General features: G+C 40.5%; 13 protein-coding genes and 4 tRNA genes. All 17 read left to right on the top strand.

Annotated elements, in window-relative coordinates; genetic code table 11:
- Positions 1-183: 183 nt before the first annotated feature.
- Positions 184-342 carry a hypothetical protein gene (locus tag R8695_RS12870; protein WP_154780833.1) on the top strand — a complete coding sequence of 53 codons (159 nt, stop codon included), beginning with the start codon at positions 184-186 and terminating at the stop codon, positions 340-342.
- A 104-nt stretch (positions 343-446) separates the two neighbouring features.
- Positions 447-1,142 (top strand): hypothetical protein, encoded by a 696-nt coding sequence (locus R8695_RS12865; RefSeq protein WP_154780834.1) that lies wholly within the window; start codon positions 447-449, stop codon positions 1,140-1,142.
- Between the two features lie 76 nt (positions 1,143-1,218).
- Positions 1,219-1,911: a hypothetical protein gene (locus tag R8695_RS12860; RefSeq protein WP_118509310.1), complete on the top strand. Its 693-nt coding sequence runs from the start codon at positions 1,219-1,221 to the stop codon at positions 1,909-1,911.
- Between the two features lie 89 nt (positions 1,912-2,000).
- Complete coding sequence (locus R8695_RS12855) at positions 2,001-7,475, top strand: leucine-rich repeat protein (protein ID WP_317676142.1); 5,475 nt, start codon at positions 2,001-2,003, stop codon at positions 7,473-7,475.
- A gap of 29 nt (positions 7,476-7,504) precedes the next feature.
- Positions 7,505-7,954, top strand: a complete 450-nt coding sequence (locus tag R8695_RS12850; protein WP_147419141.1) for a FliH/SctL family protein — start codon at positions 7,505-7,507, stop codon at positions 7,952-7,954.
- 229 nt (positions 7,955-8,183) lie between these two features.
- Positions 8,184-9,239 carry a methionine ABC transporter ATP-binding protein gene (locus R8695_RS12845; protein ID WP_118509313.1) on the top strand — a complete coding sequence of 352 codons (1,056 nt, stop codon included), beginning with the start codon at positions 8,184-8,186 and terminating at the stop codon, positions 9,237-9,239.
- Positions 9,226-9,885: a methionine ABC transporter permease gene (locus R8695_RS12840; protein ID WP_117675204.1), complete on the top strand. Its 660-nt coding sequence runs from the start codon at positions 9,226-9,228 to the stop codon at positions 9,883-9,885. Before R8695_RS12845 ends, R8695_RS12840 begins: the two co-directional genes overlap by 14 nt.
- A gap of 107 nt (positions 9,886-9,992) precedes the next feature.
- Entirely contained in the window at positions 9,993-10,898 is a 906-nt protein-coding gene (locus R8695_RS12835; protein ID WP_118509314.1) for a MetQ/NlpA family ABC transporter substrate-binding protein, read from the top strand.
- A gap of 291 nt (positions 10,899-11,189) precedes the next feature.
- Entirely contained in the window at positions 11,190-13,226 is a 2,037-nt protein-coding gene (locus tag R8695_RS12830; protein ID WP_167515503.1) for a protein kinase domain-containing protein, read from the top strand.
- 134 nt (positions 13,227-13,360) lie between these two features.
- The gene (locus R8695_RS12825; RefSeq protein WP_118509316.1) at positions 13,361-13,768 is read left to right on the top strand and encodes a hypothetical protein; all 408 of its coding nucleotides are present in this window, start codon (positions 13,361-13,363) and stop codon (positions 13,766-13,768) included.
- A 293-nt stretch (positions 13,769-14,061) separates the two neighbouring features.
- On the top strand, positions 14,062-18,699 hold the full coding sequence (locus tag R8695_RS12820; RefSeq protein ID WP_118509317.1) for a leucine-rich repeat domain-containing protein: 4,638 nt from the start codon (positions 14,062-14,064) through the stop codon (positions 18,697-18,699).
- 213 nt (positions 18,700-18,912) lie between these two features.
- A tRNA-Val gene (locus R8695_RS12815) sits at positions 18,913-18,985 on the top strand.
- A gap of 16 nt (positions 18,986-19,001) precedes the next feature.
- Positions 19,002-19,075: transfer RNA gene (locus R8695_RS12810), tRNA-Met, on the top strand.
- 31 nt (positions 19,076-19,106) lie between these two features.
- Positions 19,107-19,179, top strand: a tRNA-Val gene (locus R8695_RS12805).
- A 17-nt stretch (positions 19,180-19,196) separates the two neighbouring features.
- Positions 19,197-19,270, top strand: a tRNA-Met gene (locus R8695_RS12800).
- 295 nt (positions 19,271-19,565) lie between these two features.
- Complete coding sequence (locus R8695_RS12795; protein ID WP_154781007.1) at positions 19,566-19,907, top strand: hypothetical protein; 342 nt, start codon at positions 19,566-19,568, stop codon at positions 19,905-19,907.
- Positions 19,908-20,172: 265 nt separating this feature from the next.
- The gene (locus R8695_RS12790; RefSeq protein WP_118509319.1) at positions 20,173-21,633 is read left to right on the top strand and encodes a uracil-xanthine permease family protein; all 1,461 of its coding nucleotides are present in this window, start codon (positions 20,173-20,175) and stop codon (positions 21,631-21,633) included.
- Positions 21,634-21,728 lie beyond the last annotated feature (95 nt).

Below are 21,728 nucleotides of genomic sequence, written 5' to 3'. Positions count from 1 at the left end.
AGTGTGAAGGAGTGGTTTTGGGAAAAATATTTGTGATTACTTGATTTGAATCAAGCGGATTGATATTTGTCAGACAATAAAGTATAATTAGAGAAAATCTTGTTTGCAAAGGAACAGGATAAACGATAACTTTAAATAATATGGTTTTGTCTGGTGATTTTGAGCGTGTAAAAAGGAATAAGTATGAGTGATGAAAGAAAAAGGAAAAATGAAGAGGAAAAATTGAAAGCAAGAACTTTGCTGATGAAAAAGAACGAGAAGATATTTCCTGGAAACCTATCCGGGGCTGGAAAAAAAGGTGAACAAAAAAGATATAGCGTCTTATCTGAATATGACACCTGAATGTTTCAGCAGGATGCTGAAAAAATATGATGGGGCTTGACAGAACAGGAAAGTAACTGTCAATTCACATAACAAAAACCTGCAAATAAAGGAGGAAAAAATTTATGAAGAAAAAGAAAAATGTACTATTAATGATTTTTGCGGCAGTAGTAGCAATGCTTGCCATGTCCGTAAATGTCTGGGCAGCACAGAAGAATCCATTGGCGAAGATGCCAGCAAAAATGAAAGTTACATTGGGATGTAGCGTAGACAATGTGACAAACTATTCTACGCCAGTATATTACAATCGTGAAAACATAGAAATATCTGCGGTAAGCAGTAATCCCAAGGTGATGACGGTGTTTTCCCGTGTATCCGGCAGTAATGGAGGCGCGAAAAGAAATGCATTTTATCAGGTAACTGGAATCAAGGAAGGAACAGCTAAAGTTAATGTTACTGTAAAAGTAAATGGAAAAACATATAAAAAAACCTGCACCTATACATTTGTAAAATATGCCAATCCATTTAAAACGCTGAAAATCGGGAAAAAGAACCTGACTTCCTACTATGCAAAAAAGCCGGAACCAAATTTATATGGGGTTGTAAGCAGACTGAATGGAAAGCTGACCTACAGTCTGAAAGCAGGATATAAAGTGGAAAAGATAGAATACAGCAGATTTGTTAGGGCTAACAATGGAAGCATAAAAATGTATTCTGTAAAAAAAGGACAAAAGCTTCCAAAGGATTTCCTGGCACTTTTTATCAAGCTAAAGAATACTAAAAATAATGCCTATGTTTCTATTAGAGTAGATAATTATTAGGGCAGTAGTGTTATGTGAAATGATTGATGGTACTATTGCCAGACATTTATCCATTTGGAAAGAGAGGACAAGAGATATGAAAAAGAATGCTTTTATAAGAAAAACAGTATTATTACTTTTAACGATCATCAGTGTACTGGGATTACAGTTGGTTTCTGTAAATGCAAAATCACCGGTTCCCAGTATTGATAAAAAGGTTTATATGGCTATTTATTCTGCACCCCAGTCTGCATTTGGAAAAACCATATATATAAAGAATTCTATTGAGGGAAAGGAACCAACCGGTCTGAAAAATTCCAATCCGGATGTTGTAGAAGTGCTGAACAAGGGTTCATATGGATTAACAGTTAATGTCAAAAAAGCAGGAACATCAACAATTTCCTTTAAATATGCAGGAAAGAAACTGTCTACTACCATTGTAGCATATAACTGGAAGAATCCCTGTAAATCTTTTAAGGTTGGAAATAAAAACCTTACCTCAAAATTTAACAAGAGCAGAATTTATAACTGGAATAAACAGAAAAAACAGTGGAAAGCCCAAATCAGTCTGAAAGCCAATAAAGGCTGGAAACTGAAAAAAATTCAGTATTTGTATGATGGAGTGAAAACCACAGTAAAAAATAACTCAGTTGTTACTTTTAAGGGAGATTGTACAGGTTCATCACTGTCAGCTTTATTTGTGCAGGATAAAACCGGTATTCAGACATGGGTGGAACTTGGATATTCTCAGATGGATTATCCAAGTCAAAATGTATATTTCAGAGGATGATCTCTACGAAAACAAAAATTGTAATCTGAATGGATATTCGAAGAATAGTTTTTGTTTACATAAAATATGAAGAGGCAAAGGAGAAGAGTATGAAGAAAAAGTTATTGGCTGTTATATTGGCTATAGCAGTGAGCTGTCAGTCGCTTCCAGTTTATGCTGGAGAAATGGCGGATATTTTTAGTGATTCCGGCACTGAGATGTCAGAAGAAGAGAAAGTGACAGATGATTTTTCTGATGGGGAAGCAAAGAAGAATGTGGAAACTACAGAGGAAATGTCCCAGACTGATCCGGAATTTATTTCTCCAGAAGAAGAGCCTGCGGAAAATATTTTAAAAGATGACCAAAATGAAAATGATTCATCAGATGAAAATTCAGATGAAAATCAGGTTTCTGCATATAGTGCAGATATTGAACTTACATACGGAGACTACAAATATATAGTTTCCGGTCAGGAAGCCACTGTTATCAAATACATTGGTTCTGAATCCACAGTAAAACTTCCGGAAAAGATTAATAATTATGTGGTAAATACAATAGGGGAAAGAGCATTTCAAAGCTGTTTAAGTTTAACAGAGATAGAAATCCCGGACAGTGTTGAAGAGATCGGGGATTCTGCATTTCAGAACTGTGGAAGCCTGACAGAAGTAACCGGGGGAAGACGGCTGAAAAAGATCGGTTATGAAGCATTCGAGTACTGCAGAAAACTTGAAAGCATCACACTGTCATCAACGATCAAAGAATTCAGTGGCAGTTTAATATTTGATGAGTGTGACTGTCTGAAAACAGCAGGTCCATCCAGCGGAGATTATAATATCAAGATCGGGTTCACAGGAAATATACCGGATATGCCGTTTGCAAATTCAGAATTAGAGAATGTGGTACTGCCGGAAGGACTGACAGAATTAAATACAGCTGCATTTGGAGGATGCACGAAGTTAAAACAGGTGACACTGCCGCCAGGTTTAAAGTCAATCAGCAGTAGGGCATTTCAAAGCTGCTCAAGTTTAACAGAGATAGAAATCCCGGACAGTGTTGAAGAGATTGGGGATTCTGCATTTCAGAACTGTGGAAGCCTGACAGAAGTAACCGGGGGAAGACGGCTGAAAAAGATCGGTTATGAAGCATTCGAGTACTGCAGAAAACTTGAAAGCATCACACTGTCATCAACGATCAAAGAATTCAGTGGCAGTTTAATATTTGATGAGTGTGACTGTCTGAAAACAGCAGGTCCATCCAGCGGAGATTATAATATCAAGATCGGGTTCACAGGAAATATACCGGATATGCCGTTTGCAAATTCAGAATTAGAGAATGTGGTACTGCCGGAAGGACTGACAGAATTAAATACAGCTGCATTTGGAGGATGCACGAAGTTAAAACAGGTGACACTGCCGCCAGGTTTAAAGTCAATCAGCAGTAGGGCATTTCAAAGCTGCTCAAGTTTAACAGAGATAGAAATCCCGGACAGTGTTGAAGAGATCGGGGATTCTGCATTTCAGAACTGTGGAAGCCTGACAGAAGTAACCGGGGGAAGACGGCTGAAAAAGATCGGTTATGAAGCATTCGAGTACTGCAGAAAACTTGAAAGCATCACACTGTCATCAACGATCAAAGAATTCAGTGGCAGTTTAATATTTGATGAGTGTGACTGTCTGAAAACAGCAGGTCCATCCAGCGGAGATTATAATATCAAGATCGGGTTCACAGGAAATATACCGGATATGCCGTTTGCAAATTCAGAATTAGAGAATGTGGTACTGCCGGAAGGACTGACAGAATTAAATACATCTGCATTTGGAGGATGCACGAAGTTAAAACAGGTGACACTGCCGCCAGGTTTAAAGTCAATCAGCAGTAGGGCATTTCAAAGCTGCTCAAGTTTAACAGAGATAGAAATCCCGGACAGTGTTGAAGAGATCGGGGATTCTGCATTTCAGAACTGTGGAAGCCTGACAGAAGTAACCGGGGGAAGACGGCTGAAAAAGATCGGTTATGAAGCATTCGAGTACTGCAGAAAACTTGAAAGCATCACACTGTCATCAACGATCAAAGAATTCAGTGGCAGTTTAATATTTGATGAGTGTGACTGTCTGAAAACAGCAGGTCCATCCAGCGGAGATTATAATATCAAGATCGGGTTCACAGGAAATATACCGGATATGCCGTTTGCAAATTCAGAATTAGAGAATGTGGTACTGCCGGAAGGACTGACAGAATTAAATACATCTGCATTTGGAGGATGCACGAAGTTAAAACAGGTGACACTGCCGCCAGGTTTAAAGTCAATCAGCAGTAGGGCATTTCAAAGCTGCTCAAGTTTAACAGAGATAGAAATCCCGGACAGTGTTGAAGAGATCGGGGATTCTGCATTTCAGAACTGTGGAAGCCTGACAGAAGTAACCGGGGGAAGACGGCTGAAAAAGATCGGTTATGAAGCATTCGAGTACTGCAGAAAACTTGAAAGCATCACACTGTCATCAACGATCAAAGAATTCAGTGGCAGTTTAATATTTGATGAGTGTGACTGTCTGAAAACAGCAGGTCCATCCAGCGGAGATTATAATATCAAGATCGGGTTCACAGGAAATATACCGGATATGCCGTTTGCAAATTCAGAATTAGAGAATGTGGTACTGCCGGAAGGACTGACAGAATTAAATACATCTGCATTTGGAGGATGCACGAAGTTAAAACAGGTGACACTGCCGCCAGGTTTAAAGTCAATCAGCAGTAGGGCATTTCAAAGCTGCTCAAGTTTAACAGAGATAGAAATCCCGGACAGTGTTGAAGAGATCGGGGATTCTGCATTTCAGAACTGTGGAAGCCTGACAGAAGTAACCGGGGGAAGACGGCTGAAAAAGATCGGTTATGAGGCATTCGAATACTGCAGAAAACTTGAAAGCATTACACTATATCCAACGATAACAAGCATCTCAGGTTTTGCATTTGACGAATGCCAGTTTCTCACTATCTATGGCTACACTGGCACCTATGCAGAAACTTATGCTTCCGGACAAAACATCCCATTCCGGAGTCTGGGCGAATATACCTCGAAATATGAAGAATACGATTATACAGAAAATCTCAACCGCTGGATACAGGACGAGGGAACGGCCAGTGCTATGGCATACCTTACAAGAGATGGAAATTTCATGAATTCTATGCTGGTTGCACAGTGGGATGACAGTTTTATTGACAGCGTAGTAGAAACAATGTCAAACATGTATTTCCGTGGAAAAGACGGATGGAAGCAGATATTTTCCGGTGAAACCAGTCAGAATCAGGCAAGGGAAGTTTTGATCGCATTGCTGGATTCTTATTCAGGAACTGTGCTGGATCTCTCACAGGCAGAAACAACAAAGAAATTTGCTAAAATATATCTGGATACTTTCAAACAGGGGGACTGGGCTTATGCAGTTGCGTATGGATTAAGTAATGACGAAATAAAGAAATTAGCCTCAGTATGTACGGAAGATACTCTGTCTGCTTTTTTTGTTGATAAAAAATATGATGATTTGGCTGACTATCTCCAGAATGTCGGACACTTTGCCGGAGATTCAAAAGTTATAAAGTGTATTAAAAGCTTTTCCTCATCAAAAAATTTCGCCAAAACACTTTCCGATGGTTTAGACTTTATCAGTGATGGTCTTAGCATTATAAAAGTCGGCACAGATACCATCAAAAGATATTATGACATTGTAGCACTGGCCAAAGCAGATGAAATGTATTCAGAAATGTTATTATATCTGAAAAATAACTGCGAATACGATCCTATATGTGAAGCTGCAAAAGAACTGTATGGTGTGATCCACGGAACATATGAAAATCAGATGATGTATCTGTCAAATGCAGCTTTTGATGAATTAAGTGACGTAGCCTTGGATTCCATGCTGACATCAGTAGCTTCAGCCCTCCCGCTGGGTATAGTAATTTATAAATCATATAAATATAGTACAGGTCTTGCCAATATTCTTTTTAATACAGGCGATACGCAGAAGCAGGTAGATAATATGCGTTGTGTGGCATATATCGGATATTATCTCAGTAACTGGATGCAGTATAACAAAAAAATGTATCAGCAGTCTAAAGCTTCCGAAAAAAACTATTATGCGAAGAGAACAGTATTTGCATTTTACATGCTAATGAAATCACGAACAGCAGGAGAAAAAAGTGTACGAAAATATCTGGATATGACGAAAAAGTCCAGTAAAAAAGAATACACCTATTCCCTTCAAGTTACTTCAACTTTGGAAGCTATAGAAAAATGTCTGAAAGCAAGAGGAGTATTAGGAAAATATTCTAATTCAGTTATTTCTTGTCCGGTTAATGTAGAAGTATATGATAAATCAGGCAATAAAATACTGACTGTATATGATGGAAAGGAGAGTTCCGGAAATATAGGTGATATTTATTATAATGTCACGTATCATCCGCTGGATCAGGATTATGTAAAAATAATCAATTTGCCTCAGAACAATGGATATACACTGAGATGTATTGCCACAGATATGGGAAAAGTAGACTATTTTGTTTCAGATATCAGTGCAGATGGCACCGCAAAAAGGAAAGAAACGGATGATATTCCTGTTTTCAAAGGAAGTACTATTGCAATTACAAATATTGAAGAAGATAAGCCATCCTGTAAACTTCTTGATGAGAAGGGAAGCGTAAAAGAAGAGTATGCCGCAAAGCCAGAAAAAACAGAATATATTGAAGCCACTGGCATTAAAACAGAGATAGATGATGTCAACTTGAAAATCGGAGAGAAAATACTTCTTAATGCACAGATATTACCAGATAATGTAGCAACCAAGAATATCATTTGGTCATCAGCAGATGATGCCATTGTAAAGATTAATTCAGATGGTGTAGTGGAAGGAATGACAGCTGGAGAAACAACTGTCAGGGCAGCCTGGGTGGAAAATCGTGATTTATTCAAAGAAATAAAGGTAACTGTTGTAAAAGAGGAAATACCTGTTACACCAACTGTCACTCCGATTCCCCAATTATCTGCACCGAAATTATCAAAGCTTACAGCATCGAATAATTCTATTACAGTCACTTGGAAAAAAGTATTCGGTGCAAACGGCTATCAGGTATACCGAAAGATAGATGCTGATAAGTGGATTTTCGTAAAAACAACAAAGGGAACTTCATACAAAGATACAAAAGTAAAAGCTGGTTATAAGTATACTTATATAGTAAAAGCTTATAGAACTGTAAATGGAAAGAAAACATACAGCAGTTATAACAAAAAAGGTTTATCCGGAAAATTAAATACGACTGTTTCATTGAAGACTAAAAACAACACCGTTTCTGTAAACTGGAAAAAAACCAATGGGGCATCAGGTTATTACATTTATCGTGCTACAAGTAAAAGAGGAAAGTACAGTAAGATTAAAACCATTACCAGTGGAAAGACATTGAAATACACAGATAAAAAAGTAAAGAAGGGAAAGACATATTATTATAAAGTAGTTCCGTTCAGAAAAATCAGCGGTAAGGCAGTGAAAGGAGCAGGAAGCGTGGTAAAAAGTATTGCTTTGAAGAAAAAAAGACTCTAAGTTAATTGAGCCACTCTCATCTGGATAATTTGAATCCAGAATTATTCCAGGTATTCCTAAATGAATACGAAGAAATCCGGGTAAACCTGGAAGAAGAACTGACAGAAACAGGAAAGTCAGAATTGTATACAGATCTGACAAAACTAATTATAAAAATTGCGGACTATATTTTCCGCGAAGATGATAATGTTCGGAAAGGAATAGGTGATATTATGGGAGGAAAAGTTCTGGAATTGGAATCTGAAAGACTTAAAGCAGAGGGAAAAGCAATTGGACGTGCAGAAGGAGAGGCAATCGGACAGGCGAGAGGCGAAGCAATTGGACAGGCAAGAGGAGAGGCAATCGGGCAGATTCAGGGAGAAGCTCGACTAGGAAGTCTGATTACTCGGCTGATTCAGGATCAGAGAACGGAAGAAATCCCGATTGTATCAACAGATTCTAAAAGACGTGAGCAATTATATAAGGAATATAGTCTTTAATGAATGTTACGCTTTCAAAGCAGTAGGATGAAAGGAATGTGACCTTTCTCCTGCTGTTTTTCTTTTTGTAAGAAATCCAAGAGATATAGATTTTAATGAGGTAAAGCGATAAAAATATAGCTTTAAACTATAGCTGGCACTAGGTATTATGAATTGGCATAATCGGAAGTGGAGTGGTATAGTATGTTCATGCTCAACGGAGCGGGGAATAAGAGAGAGGGAGAATGAGATGTCTGGGATTGTGATTGAGAAGGTCAGGAAGTCTTTTGACACGAAAGATGGAGTGGTCGAGGCTTTGAAGGATGTGAACCTGAATATCGATTCCGGTGATATATATGGGATTATCGGTATGTCGGGAGCAGGTAAGAGTACATTGGTACGATGTATGAATTTTCTGGAGGTTCCTACAGAGGGACAGGTTCTGATAGATGGGAAGGCTCTTGGAGATTTGACAGAGAAGGAATTGAGAAAACAGAGGGAAGAGATTGGTATGATCTTCCAGCATTTCAATCTGCTGATGCAGAAGTCAGTGATCGATAATGTCTGTTTTCCCCTTTATATAAAAGGAAAGAAGAAGGCAGAGGCCAGAAAGAGGGCAGCAGAGCTGTTGGAGATTGTTGGTCTGGGGGACAGGCAGAATGCTTATCCTGCACAGCTCTCCGGTGGTCAGAAGCAGAGGGTTGCCATTGCAAGAGCACTTGCATCGGATCCGAAGATTTTACTTTGTGATGAGGCTACCAGTGCACTGGATCCGCAGACTACTTCTTCTATTCTGGAATTGCTGAAAAAGATTAACAGACAGTTTGGAATCACCATAGTGATCATTACTCATCAGATGTCGGTTGTGCGTGAAATCTGTACACATGTGGCGATCATGTATGAGGGTGAAGTGGTTGAGAAAGGACTGGTTGCAGATATTTTTGCAAATCCTCAGTCAGAGGTTGCCAAAGAACTGATCCGAAAGGATACAGGCTCCGATATCGGCGCAGACAGCAGACTGGATGCCGGTAAGGAAAAAGGACAGGCAGAGATCAAAAGCGGTGAGAAGATACGAATCGTATTCTCCGAGAATTCAGCTTTTGAGCCTGTAATCGCAAATCTGATCCTTACCTTCGGAGAACCGGTAAATATCCTGAAGGCAGATACCAAGAATGTAGGTGGTGTAGCCAAGGGAGAAATGATACTGGAATTTATGGAGGGCAGTACCAGAACAGAAATGATGAAGCAGTATCTGAAGGAAAAAGGTTTAGCAATCGGGGAGGTGACAGAATATGTGGGATCATGAAACAATAATGATGATTGTACAGGGTGTGGGAGAAACACTTTACATGACAGTTCTTTCCACAGTTCTGGGATACCTGTTCGGACTTCCGATGGGAGTGCTGCTGGCAGTGTCTGATAAAGAGGGACTGAAGCCAAATGCAGTGTTGTATAAGATACTGGATGCCATTGCAAATATAGTGAGAAGTATTCCGTTTCTGATCTTACTGATCCTGCTCATTCCTTTTACCAGAGCAGTGGTGGGAAAGAGTTACGGATCTACAGCAACTGTAGTGCCGCTGGTTGTGGCAGCGATTCCCTTTATCGCACGAATGGTAGAATCTTCTATTAAAGAAGTAGATGCAGGTGTAATCGAGGCAGCCAGAGCCATGGGTGCAAGCAACATGAGAATTATCGTGAAAGTGCTTCTGGTAGAAGCCAGAACATCACTGATCACGGGAGCGACCATTGCAATCGGAACCATCCTTGGTTATTCCGCGATGTCCGGTGCAGTTGGAGGCGGTGGACTTGGTGATATCGCCATTCGTTACGGATATTACAGATATCAGTCAGATATCATGATCGTAACAGTTATCCTGCTGGTTATTCTGGTACAGATTTTCCAGTCAGTGGGAATGCTGATCGCAAATAAAATCGACAGAAGAAAGTAAGTACAAATAAAAAATATTCCGCGGGGAGGAAATGAAGAATTTCCGGGCGGATAAAAATAAAAGAAAAAAGTTAAAACAGAATTATAAAATTCAGGAGGAAGATTATTATGAAAAAATTAGTAGCAGCAGTTTTAACAGGTGTATTAGTAGCAGGAACATTAAGCACAGGCGTTTATGCAAAAGATGATGATAAGACAATCACAGTTGCAGCATCCGCAACACCTCATGCAGAGATCCTTGAAGAAGCAAAACCACTTCTTGAAAAAGAAGGATATGACCTGGAAGTTACAGTATTTGATGACTATGTAAGACCAAACGAGGTTGTAGAGAGCGGCGAATTCGATGCAAACTATTTCCAGCACATCCCATATCTGGAACAGTTCAATGAAGAAAAAGGTACACACCTTGTAAATGCCGGCGGCATCCACTATGAGCCATTTGGAATCTATCCTGGAACAAAAGACAGCCTGGATGATCTGGCAGACGGAGATTCCATCGCAGTACCAAACGATACAACAAATGAAGCAAGAGCACTTCTTCTTCTCCAGGACAACGGAATCATCACACTGAAAGACGGTGCAGGATTAAATGCAACTGTAAAAGATATCGAAGAGAATCCTCACAATGTAGAGATCGTAGAACTGGAAGCAGCACAGGTAGCACGTGTTACAGGCGAGACGGCTTACGTAGTATTAAATGGAAACTACGCTCTGGAAGCCGGTTTCTCAGTTGCAAAAGATGCACTTGCATATGAGCAGGCAGATTCTGAAGCTGCAAAAACATATGTAAACATCATTGCAGTAAAAGAAGGCAACGAAAACAGCGACAAGATCAAAGCTCTGGTTGATGTATTGAAATCTGATGAGATCAAAGATTTTATCAATGAGAACTATGATGGTGCAGTAATCCCATATGATGACAGTGAAGATACTGAAGATGCAGCGGACAGCAAAGACGCAGACAGTGCAGAAGAAACAGCAGAGACAACTGAAGCAGCAGAAGATGCTGAATGATTAACAGAAAATAAATCATATAACTAAAAAATTCCCTTTCCGGTAAAAGCTGGAGAGGGAATTTTTTGCATAACAGAAAATGATGTTGGAATTTCCTGTTATACAAGAAGTTCTTCAGGCAGGATTACGCTATGGCGGAGAGAAATTCAGGAAAAACAGATAGGCTTTTGTTATGGTTTCTGTTAAAATCTGATTATAGTAATTGGATTATCTTCTGAAAGTGGTGTCTGGTTCAAGATGAAAATGTGAGGATAATTGCAGGGTCAAGGTTTTATACATGGAGAAATGTATATGAAAAAGGAACAGATATTAAATAACAGTATTTCTGAGAAAGCTAAATATCATTTGCCGTTGGAAATGCAGGAGCACTGGACAGTATATGAAAGTCTGAAAGAAAGCGAAGATTCCTTTACAGTTCTGGTGAAAGAATCGGTGACAGGCGTTTTTTGCGTTCTGAAATGGGGCAGAAAACTTCAGGCGGAAATGCTGCGCAAAGAAATGGAAATTCTTCAGAAATTAACGGAAATGGGCTTAACCGGAATCCCAAAAGCCTACAGAATATTTGAAGAAAATGGCGGAGTATATTTCTTGCGGGAATACATAGAAGGAACACCGTTATCTCAGATAGTCCTGCAGAAAGGCGGTATACAGGAAAGAGAACTTTGCAGGATAAGTATAAAAATCTGCCACGCGGCAGAGCAGTTTCAGGACTTAGAAGATCCAATGATCCATCGTGATATTAAACCGGAGAACATTGTAATTACTCCCGGCGGTGAAGTGATATTCATTGATTTTGGAACCATGCGCAGCTATAAAAAAGACAGTCAGAGAGATACGTTCGTGGTAGGAACCAGAGGAACTGCAGCTCCGGAGCAATACGGTTACACCCAGACAGACCAGAGGACAGATGTGTATGCGATCGGGCAGACAATGCTGTATATGGCTATAGAGAACTATGAACAGAACCAACTTTCTGAATGTGATATCAGCAGAAAAATGAAAAAAGTGATAGAAAAAGCCTGTTCTTTTGAACCGGATAAAAGATATGCAGATGCTGCTGAGTTAGGTAAAGCAATTGAAAAGTGCCAGGAAGACAATAGAAAAAATGGTTACAAAAAAGTAGGTGCAGCGGTTGGATTGATAGTGGCCGGCTATATACTGGCAGTTCTTTTTCCGTGTACAACAGTGGTTAAAAATGGAAAGATTACAGCAGACCGTAATGTAACGGAGAATCAGATTACAGCAGAGAATACGCAGGAGGAAGAGACAGACCAGAATACAGAGCAGAGTCAGGACCCGAAACAGATTTCGGATGCAAAGCAGTCTCAGAATAATAAGATAATATTCAAAGAAGAATTAATTGAAGCAGCAGTACGTAAAGAACTAAATCTTTCTGAAACAGATGAGATAACAGCCGATATGTTAGAAAATGTAAGAAAACTCCGCATTGTCGGAAAGGAAATCCTTGACGATGAAGACTGCTTCTGGGGTATCGGGCATCACATAGATGGAAAAGACAGCAGCTTCGGTTCTGTCCGTGGAAGTATTACGGATCTTTCTGACCTGACACAGATGATAAATCTGGAAGAACTTGCGCTGTGCAATCAGAGGATCGAAGATATATCAGACCTGAAAGACCTGCCACTAAAAGAACTCTATCTGAGCAAAAACATGATCACTGATTTCTCTGGCATCCAAAGCCTGATAGATTTAGATATCCTTTGCATCATGGAGAATCCGGCAGAGGATCTGTCATCACTTGGGGAATGCAGCAGTGTTTCACAGCTAAATATTCAGGGAATGTATCTGGCAGATATCAATTTTCTGAAAAGTATGAACCTGAATTATCTGGATATGAATAATGCAGAAGTAGAAAACGGCATATTTGAACCATTAACAGAAATGAAGAATCTGGATTCTTTGTGCATGTGTAATGTAAATGAAACAGCAGCAGAAACGCTTTCTAAGATGAGCACACTGAAATCACTGGTTATGTGGGGCGGAGAAACTTCACTGGAAGATTTAAAACCATTAAAAGGAATGAACGGACTGGAGTCTCTTGCATTTACGGCACCGATCTCTTCAGTGGAGGGAATTGAAGAGTTTCCATCACTGAATTTCCTGTCAGTGAGTTTCAGTCTGGTAAAAGATCTGACGCCGATCACAGGTGCAGAGAATTTGCAAGTGATAGATATTTCAAATGCAGAGATTGAAAACTATGAAGCGCTGTTTAAACATACAGGTCTGAAAGAGGTACGCTGTTCAGAAGAACAGAAACAGGAAATCCTGAAAGTGAATTCTTTCCCGGATTTTGAAATCTATACATAAAAAGGGACAAATTTGTCCCGTCCTAAAATGGGCAGATATGGTACACTTATTAGTATCGTATCTGCTTTTTTTAACTGGAGGCAGTTGTGTTCTGGCAGGAAGGAGATATGAACAGGAAAGAGGTGTGAGAAGAAATGAAAGAAACAGATGAAATCATGGGAATGATAAAAGAAGAAGGTGCCGCATATTTTGCAAGAGAACGAGGAAACAAGGTAGAGGTCGGACTTTATCTTGAGCATTTGATCGAAGAGCGTGGAATGAAGAAGAAAGATGTTGTGCGTGAACTGAATCTGGAAGAATCCTATGCACGAAAACTGTTTGGCGGTCAGCGAATTCCTACAAGGAAAATACTGCTGCAGTGTGCGTTTCTCCTTTCTCTTGATCTGTCGGATACACAAAGGCTTCTGGACATTGGGCAGAAGCCGAGACTTTATCCGCGTATACGTTATGATGCAGCGATTATTTACGGATTGGAAGAAAAGATGACTCTGGAAGAAATGAATAGTTTTCTTGATAAAATCGGAGAAGAGAGTCTACTGTAGAAAAGTCTGAAAATAATAAAATATAAGAAAAATAAATAGAAAAAATTAAAATTAATATAAAAAAGTAATGAAATAATTGCCGAATGATATAAAAATACTGTATAATATTAAACATACAATATGAAGGCATAGTGTAGTGAATGAGGATAGGTAACGTTTGACAGCAGATATACAGAAACAGGCTTGGAGAGAATTTGAATTTTTAGAAAGATATCCCGGTAAAGGAATTCTGAATGCTGCCTGAGAACGGCAGCATTTTATAAATTAATCCAAGATAAAGGAGGTTCAAGAGTATGAAGAAGAAACAGATTGCATTACTGCTGGCAGCGCTTTTATGTGTATCGCCTGTTGCGGAAAGTATGGCAGTGATGGGCGCGGAATTTTCTTCAGAAGAAGACAGTGAAGCGCAGAACGCGGAGAAAGAAACTCTATTGGAAGAAACAGCGGATGAAGCAGTAGATATTGATGAACCGGAAAACACAGAAGAAATCTGGACATCAGGAGAGGAAGAAGCTGCTGAGTTTGAGACTGGCGAAGAAGAGCAGCAGGATGCGTTTGTTGAGGAAGCAGATGTACAGACAGAACCGGCAACAACGGCTCAGGGAACTGGAACCTATGAGGTAGCTTTTATCAATGAGGGACAGTTTAACACTTGCCTGCGTACAGATGAAGACAGACCGGATGTGGAAATGCAGACAATGGAGAAAACAACTCTCACAAATGCACTGAATAGCATGGAAGGAGATAATACCGGATACTGTCTGGTTGTACCACATGATCTGGAAGATGAAGAAGATATTGTAGTTCCTGAGGGAATGAATGTATTTGTAGGCTATGGAGACGGAGATGTAAAGATCAGAAGCATTACTCCAAATGGAAATATCACATTCTGGGGTGTCGGTAATGACAAAGAATCCATAGAGATCAAGGAAGGAAAAGGTACGGTCACATTCAAACAGCTTCATATGAATGGAGAAATCAAGGGAACTGGAGCTGATGATACAGTAACATTTGTTGACGATGCAATGATCGGCGGCATTTCCGGAATAGAGAATGTACACTTTGATTGTTGGAATCTGAATATTAAAGGAAAATCAGAGTTCTATAATCTTTACAATGATACCGGACATGATGAACAGTATAGTCCTGCGTGGATTCAGATTGAAGGCTACAGCAAGGAAAAAGTGCCAGTATTTCACAAAGCATTTGACTGGGGGGCAGGAACCTTTGAAAACGAAGAAGGTGATTCCTGGACCGGTAATTATTCGTTAGGTATTTCTTATGTAAAATCTTTTGAAGAAGATGACTGGCAGGATGTGAAAATTTCATCCGGAAGTCAGGCAGTGACATTTGATATGTCTCTGGAAGATGCTGTTGAATTGTCTAACCGGCTGTACGTTTCACAGAATAGTTATGACTGTGAGTTAAGTCTAGATGGAAAAATATGGGATCGTAATGAGAACAGGCTGTACAGAATTTACAGATATCAGGATGCAGGAGATAAGACAGCCCAGGAGATTTTTGACAATAATGGACTGGGAGATTTCGATTATCCGGATGGAGCGGATATCCTTATTACAGGAGCAGCAGATATCAGTCAGGTTACAGAAACGCTGGAAGCGGATGCACAGAAGGAGAATTCTTCAGGATATTATATCATTGATATGCCGAAAGATGCGAAGATTGATACCATCAGTATTCCGGCAGGTGTAAAAGGTGTTACTTTTTGGGGACCCTATCAGTATAACGAAGAGACGGATACCAGAGTGCAATTTCCTGTGAAGATTGGAACTGTGCAGACACAGGAAGGACAGATCATCACACTTTCTGATCAGATCATGAACAGCGGATTAAAAGTAACAGGAAATGGAACAGTCAGGATTCAGAACTGTGTAATAAATGGAACAGTAGAAGGCACAGGAGCAGATGATACGGTGGTATTTCAGCTTGATTCCGTAGTAGGAGGACTTCAGGGGGTAGAAAATATCCATTTCGGCAGACAATGTGATAACCTGAATCTTACAGGAACAGCGGAATTTTATAATATTTATAATGAAAATGAGAGTCCGGAAGACGATATGTTCCCCATAGAACTGCAGATTGAGGGAAAAGAGAATCCGGGATCTGTTATTTTCCATAAACCATTTGACCTGGGAACAGGAGATTTCGTTAATGAAGAGGGGATTTCCTGGACAGACAGCTATAAGATGTCTATCAGGTATTTTGAAACATTCGAAACCTACGGGGATGACTGGGAGATGATCGATGTAGGAGAAGGATATCAGAGTGTGGTATTCGATATGCCTGATACGGATATCGTGGATATGCTGCAGCGTGTGGAAATCCATGCGCCGGAGAATGGCTACAGACCTGATATGAATGGAAAAACCTGGATGCAGAATGAAAGTAATGCTGTTGATATTGAACGGTGCAAAGATAATGAAGGCATGACAGCCCAGGAGATTTTTGAGGCATATGGAACTTCTGAAGTCCCGGATAACAGTCTTTTATGGCTGGTGGCTCTGCCGGATACAGCCCAGGCAGAACGATATATGAAAGCATATCAGCAGAAGAAGCCGGGAGAAGGATATTACATTGTTCAGATGGGGAAAGATGCCATGATCCAGGAAGAACTTTCTGTTCCTGATACGGTCCAGGCTGTAAAATATGTGGGACCGGAAACTTATGATGAAGAAACAGAAACAGATGAGCAATATCCGATCCACATTTCATCCGTGAAAGTATCTGACTGGAAAAAGATCTCATTGATGAACATGCTTGTAAATACAGATACGCTGACTGTCTCCGGGAATGGAACAACGGAGCTGTTGAACAGCCGTGTCAATGGCAGGGTCACAGCAGATACACTAAAGATCAATGTTGCGGCAGCAGTATTGAATCTGACCTGCAGAAATCTTGATGCTTCAGATGCCAACCGGCTTGTAGTTGGAGAATATCTGAAGTTTGAGCAGAGTACATGGAATCCGGAACTGGTTGTTTATGCACAGCCGGGATCATATCTGGAACTGGGCGAGATTGAGAATTCCTATCCGGAGATTCAGGAATATTCACAGATCATTCTTGGAAATGATGGAAAGTCAGCTGCACAGGTTTACTTTGGAGGTGACCTGAATCTGGGTTCCTGCCAGTGGGATGTGGGAGAATATCCACGCCAGCTTCTGGTACTGCAGTTTGATGCTGCCCGGGCGAAAAAAGCAGGAGTTCCTGTTTCCAAAGATTGTTTCGCTCCAGATTACAGATATGACTGGGGAGAAGAGGAAGCAAATAGCTGGTGGGATTATCATTGGTACTACCAGGGAGAAGAAAGCTGTATGGCTTCGGTAAACAGCAGTCTGGATGCAGAGAAACTTTTCGCGAGAATTAACCTGCAGACTACTTTTGATACAGAGGACGGTGAAAAAAACGCTGTGGTGCAGCCGCGTTTCCTGTATCAGAATGATTATCCTGGACTGAGCCAGGGAATGGAAGGCAGCAAACGCCGTGCGTTTTATGTAGACTGGTGGAGCACGGAAGGGGAAGCGAAAGCTGTGGAGATACAGGCATATTTTGCCTTCACAGATGCGCCGGCAGAAGATCTGAGCTATGGACAAATTTCGGAGATTAAAGACCAGATTTATAAAGGAAGCTCCGTGGAGCCGTCCATTACTGTGGCATTGAATGGGAAAAAGCTGAAAGAAAATACAGACTATACAGTTGCTTATGCAAACAACAAAAAAGCCGGTGTTACGGCAACTGTTTCCGTGACAGGTATGGGAGCATACAGAGGAACTCTTATAAAGAATTTTAAGATTACAGCAGTTCCGCAGAAAGATCAGGTATACACCCTGGGAGATCTGAAATACAAGATCACGAAATCTGCGTACAAAAATGGAACGGTATCCGTATGTGGAACATTCCAAAAGACCGTCACTGCGGTTTCCATTCCTGCAACAGTGAGACTGGATGGATATACCTTTAAAGTTACTGCTGTCGAAAATAAGACGTTTAAAGACTGCTCAAAGCTGAAAAAAGCAGTGATCGGAATCAATGTACAGGACATTGGAAAAGAAGCATTTTCCGGATGTACACACCTTAGTAAGATTGAAATCCGTTCAAAAGTTGTAAAATATATTGGTAGTTCTTCACTGAAAGGAATATCATCAAAGGCGGTGATCTATGTACCTGCTTCGAAGTGTGCAGCATATCAGAAACTTCTGAAAAACAGAGGACAGCGTTCGACTGTAAAGATCGTAAAGAAGGCAGAAAGCCTGTCAGGTGCGGTTATTGCGGTAATCAAAGATCAGATTTATGCAGGAAAAGCAGTATGCCCTACAGTGATCGTGACTCTGGACGGAAGCAGATTGAAAGCCGGAAGCGATTATACAGTGACTTATTCCAACAATAAAAAATCCGGAGCAAAAGCGACAGTGACTGTTAAAGGAAAAGGCAATTACACGGGAACTGTAACAGGATCCTTTAAAATTGCAGCTATTCCTGCAAAAGGCAAAACATATACAGCAGGAGGACTGAAATATAAGGTCATAAAATCCGCTTATCAGGGTGGAACTGTATGTGTAACAGCACCGGAAAAGAAAACTCTGACAAGTGCAACGGTTCCAGCATCTGTAAAACTGGATGGATATGCATTTAATGTCACTGCCATCAGTGATAAGGCATTTTCTGACTGTACCAAACTGAAAAAAGTAACGATCGGCAAAAATATTACACAGATTGGGAAACAGGCATTTTCCGGATGCAGGATACTGAAGTCAATCGTGATTCAGGCGCAGGGAGTGAAATCAGTGGGAAGCCAGGCTCTGAAAGGAATTTCGAAAAATGCTGTGATCAAAGTACCGTCAGCCATGCTGAAAACATATCAGAAACTGTTCAAAGGAAAAGGACAGAATGGTTCTGTAAAAATAACGAAGTAATACTGATAAAGAGGGGCTGTCCATGAAGGGCAGCCCCTTTAAAAACAGACCAGAAAAATGGTACAGTAAGCCTGAAGAATGATAATTGTATAAACAGTTAAAAAAATATAAAAAATTTCAAAATAGGTGTTGACATCCGACAAAATCCATTATATAATAGCAAAGCAAGTTACGGAGCGGACAACAAACAAGCTCTCCGAAACAGGTAAATATGGAATCTTAGCTCAGCTGGGAGAGCATCTGCCTTACAAGCAGAGGGTCATAGGTTCGAGCCCTATAGGTTCCATATCTTAAAAGAAAATGGCGAGATAGCTCAGTTGGCTAGAGCACACGGTTCATACCCGTGGTGTCGAGGGTTCGAATCCCCCTCTCGCTACTTGACAGAGAAACCTGTCACCAACAAATATGGAATCTTAGCTCAGCTGGGAGAGCATCTGCCTTACAAGCAGAGGGTCATAGGTTCGAGCCCTATAGGTTCCATATCTTAAAAAGAAAATGGCGAGATAGCTCAGTTGGCTAGAGCACACGGTTCATACCCGTGGTGTCGAGGGTTCGAATCCCCCTCTCGCTACTACTTACGAAAGATAAGTCTATAAACCTGGATAGGAGGTTTGTGGGCTTTTTTTCATTTCTGAATAAATCATGAGCAAGTAGCGAAAGCGGATTGCGAATATCCGATTCACAAATTGTTTCTTTATGATATTTACCCTGCAAACAATTATGATACAGAAGAATTATGAAATGTACTATAGAAACGTAAATATGGAAAATGGTTATACATGGAATATTGAAAATTGAATAGACTTCACATCCGGAACTTGTTAAAAGAACGAAATGATAAGTAAACAGATCAGGAGGTGAGAAACATGCTGGACAAAAACGATATGAAAATGTTAAGGGAAATGATGGAAGCTACGTTAAAAGAAACAGTAGAAGCTACCGTTCAGAAAGCTATTGAACCGTTACAGCAGGATATTTGCGATTTAAAAGAAGAAGTAAACGGTGTTAAACTTCATCTTGAAAATGTAACTGACAGAAATATTTCAATTTTAGCGGAAAATCATGGCTATATGGTGAAAAAATTCAATGAAGCCGTAGAAGCAGCACATAATAATCATGTGAATACAGTACAGACCAGTTACCTGATAGAACATGTTGCAAATCTTGAGAACAGAATGCAGGCAGTAGAAAAAAATATGGAATTGTAATGCGCAGGAACAATAAGTCTGGATGTGAAGCTTATTGAGGTTTCGATAGATTAATACATAAATTTTTGTATATCTATTGCCATAATTTCTTAAATCCTTTATAATATCAACGGGTAAAAGCAAGGAGATATATCAACAGTATGATGAAATAATAACAAGGTAGTTATTCTCAGGGGATAGCTGCCTTTTTTAAATAAATTCTGACTATTGATAAACAGACTGCCTTGCCATTACACATCAACATCCACGAAAGAGAGGGAAAGGAATGGAGAAACAAGAGAAAAACACAGTAACACCCTACGACCTTGATGGAAGGCCGCCACTGAAGCTGGCGATTCCTCTTGGTTTGCAGCATGTGCTGGCCATGTTCGTAGGTAACCTTACACCGCTTCTGATCATCACAGCAGCCTGTGGCATCGAAGCCGGCGGAGAACTGCAGGTAGCACTTCTGCAGAACGCCATGCTAATCGCAGGTATTGTAACATTGGTTCAGGTATTTACCATAGGACCTGTGGGTGGTAAACTCCCCATCGTTATGGGAACCAGTTCCGGTTTTATTGGCGTATGCCAGAGTGCTGCAGGAGTCATGGGTAATGGAGTGGTTGCGTATGGTGCAATTATGGCGGCATCCTTTATCGGCGGTCTTTTTGAAACTGTACTGGGAAGCTTCCTAAAACCACTGAGAAAATTTTTTCCGTCAGTTGTAACAGGAACCGTTGTATTATCAATCGGTCTTTCGCTGATTGCTGTTGGTATCAGTTCTTTTGGAGGCGGAAGTTCCGCTAAGGACTACGGTTCTCTGGAGAATCTGTTTGTAGGCTTTGTAGTTCTGGTTGTAATTGTCGTATTAAAACATGGAACAAAAGGATTTACAAGCTTTGCATCAATTCTGATCGGTATTATCGTTGGATATGTGCTGGTAAGTATTATGGCGGCAGTTCTTCCTACCACATTTACCTATGTGGATGATGCAGGTGCAACAGTAGAAGCTACCAAATCCTGGGTTCTTAACTGGGATAAAGTAGCAAGCGCATCCTGGTTTGCAGTGCCGAAGATCATGCCTGTCAAATGGGTATTTGATGCAAGGGCAATCGTTCCGATCTGCATCATGTTTATTGTAACAGCTGTAGAGACTGTCGGTGATATTTCCGGTATCACAGAGGGCGGTCTTGGAAGAGAAGCTACAGACAAAGAGCTTTCCGGCGGCGTTATGTGTGATGGCCTTGGATCTTCACTGGCGGCAGTATTTGGCGTACTTCCGAATACTTCTTTCAGCCAGAACGTAGGGCTGGTTGCAATGAACAAGGTTGTAAACCGTTTCTCAATTGCAACAGGCGGTATTTTCCTTATCGCATGTGGTCTGTTTCCGAAGCTTGCGGCACTGATCTCCATCATGCCTCAGAGTGTACTGGGCGGTGCGGCAGTTATGATGTTCTCATCTATTGTTGTCAGCGGTATCCAGCTTATCACAAAATGGCCGGTAACTCCGAGAAACGTAACAATTGTCTCCGTTGCACTTGGTCTTGGCTATGGACTTGGGGCAAACTCAGCAGTCCTTGCACATATGCCGCAGGCGATCACACTGATCTTTGGTGGTTCAGGAATTGTACCTGCAGCACTGTTTGCTATCATTCTGAATATTGTGCTTCCACCGGATGAGAAATCCGAAGTTGAGATCGCAGAAGAGATTCTTGACATGAAGAGAAAAGAGACACAGAAGAAATAGTCGGCTATAAATAGTAATAATCTCTTTGATACCTACTTGATATTTTTAAATTTTACTTGACAAATGTTTTTTAATATGCGGGGCTGTCGGGAAAT

This window comes from Blautia luti (assembly GCF_033096465.1).
Lineage (GTDB): Bacteria > Bacillota > Clostridia > Lachnospirales > Lachnospiraceae > Blautia_A > Blautia_A luti.
The sequence above is the reverse complement of the archived record's forward strand: the minus strand, read 5'-3'. Positions and strand labels throughout refer to the sequence as shown.

Coding starts and splice junctions, on each gene's coding strand:
- R8695_RS12870 (WP_154780833.1), top strand. CDS start 184: ATGAGTGATGAAAGAAAAAGGAAAAATGAAGAGGAAAAATTGAAAGCA.
- R8695_RS12865 (WP_154780834.1), top strand. CDS start 447: ATGAAGAAAAAGAAAAATGTACTATTAATGATTTTTGCGGCAGTAGTA.
- R8695_RS12860 (WP_118509310.1), top strand. CDS start 1,219: ATGAAAAAGAATGCTTTTATAAGAAAAACAGTATTATTACTTTTAACG.
- R8695_RS12855 (WP_317676142.1), top strand. CDS start 2,001: ATGAAGAAAAAGTTATTGGCTGTTATATTGGCTATAGCAGTGAGCTGT.
- R8695_RS12845 (WP_118509313.1), top strand. CDS start 8,184: ATGTCTGGGATTGTGATTGAGAAGGTCAGGAAGTCTTTTGACACGAAA.
- R8695_RS12840 (WP_117675204.1), top strand. CDS start 9,226: ATGTGGGATCATGAAACAATAATGATGATTGTACAGGGTGTGGGAGAA.
- R8695_RS12835 (WP_118509314.1), top strand. CDS start 9,993: ATGAAAAAATTAGTAGCAGCAGTTTTAACAGGTGTATTAGTAGCAGGA.
- R8695_RS12830 (WP_167515503.1), top strand. CDS start 11,190: ATGAAAAAGGAACAGATATTAAATAACAGTATTTCTGAGAAAGCTAAA.
- R8695_RS12825 (WP_118509316.1), top strand. CDS start 13,361: ATGAAAGAAACAGATGAAATCATGGGAATGATAAAAGAAGAAGGTGCC.
- R8695_RS12820 (WP_118509317.1), top strand. CDS start 14,062: ATGAAGAAGAAACAGATTGCATTACTGCTGGCAGCGCTTTTATGTGTA.
- R8695_RS12795 (WP_154781007.1), top strand. CDS start 19,566: ATGCTGGACAAAAACGATATGAAAATGTTAAGGGAAATGATGGAAGCT.
- R8695_RS12790 (WP_118509319.1), top strand. CDS start 20,173: ATGGAGAAACAAGAGAAAAACACAGTAACACCCTACGACCTTGATGGA.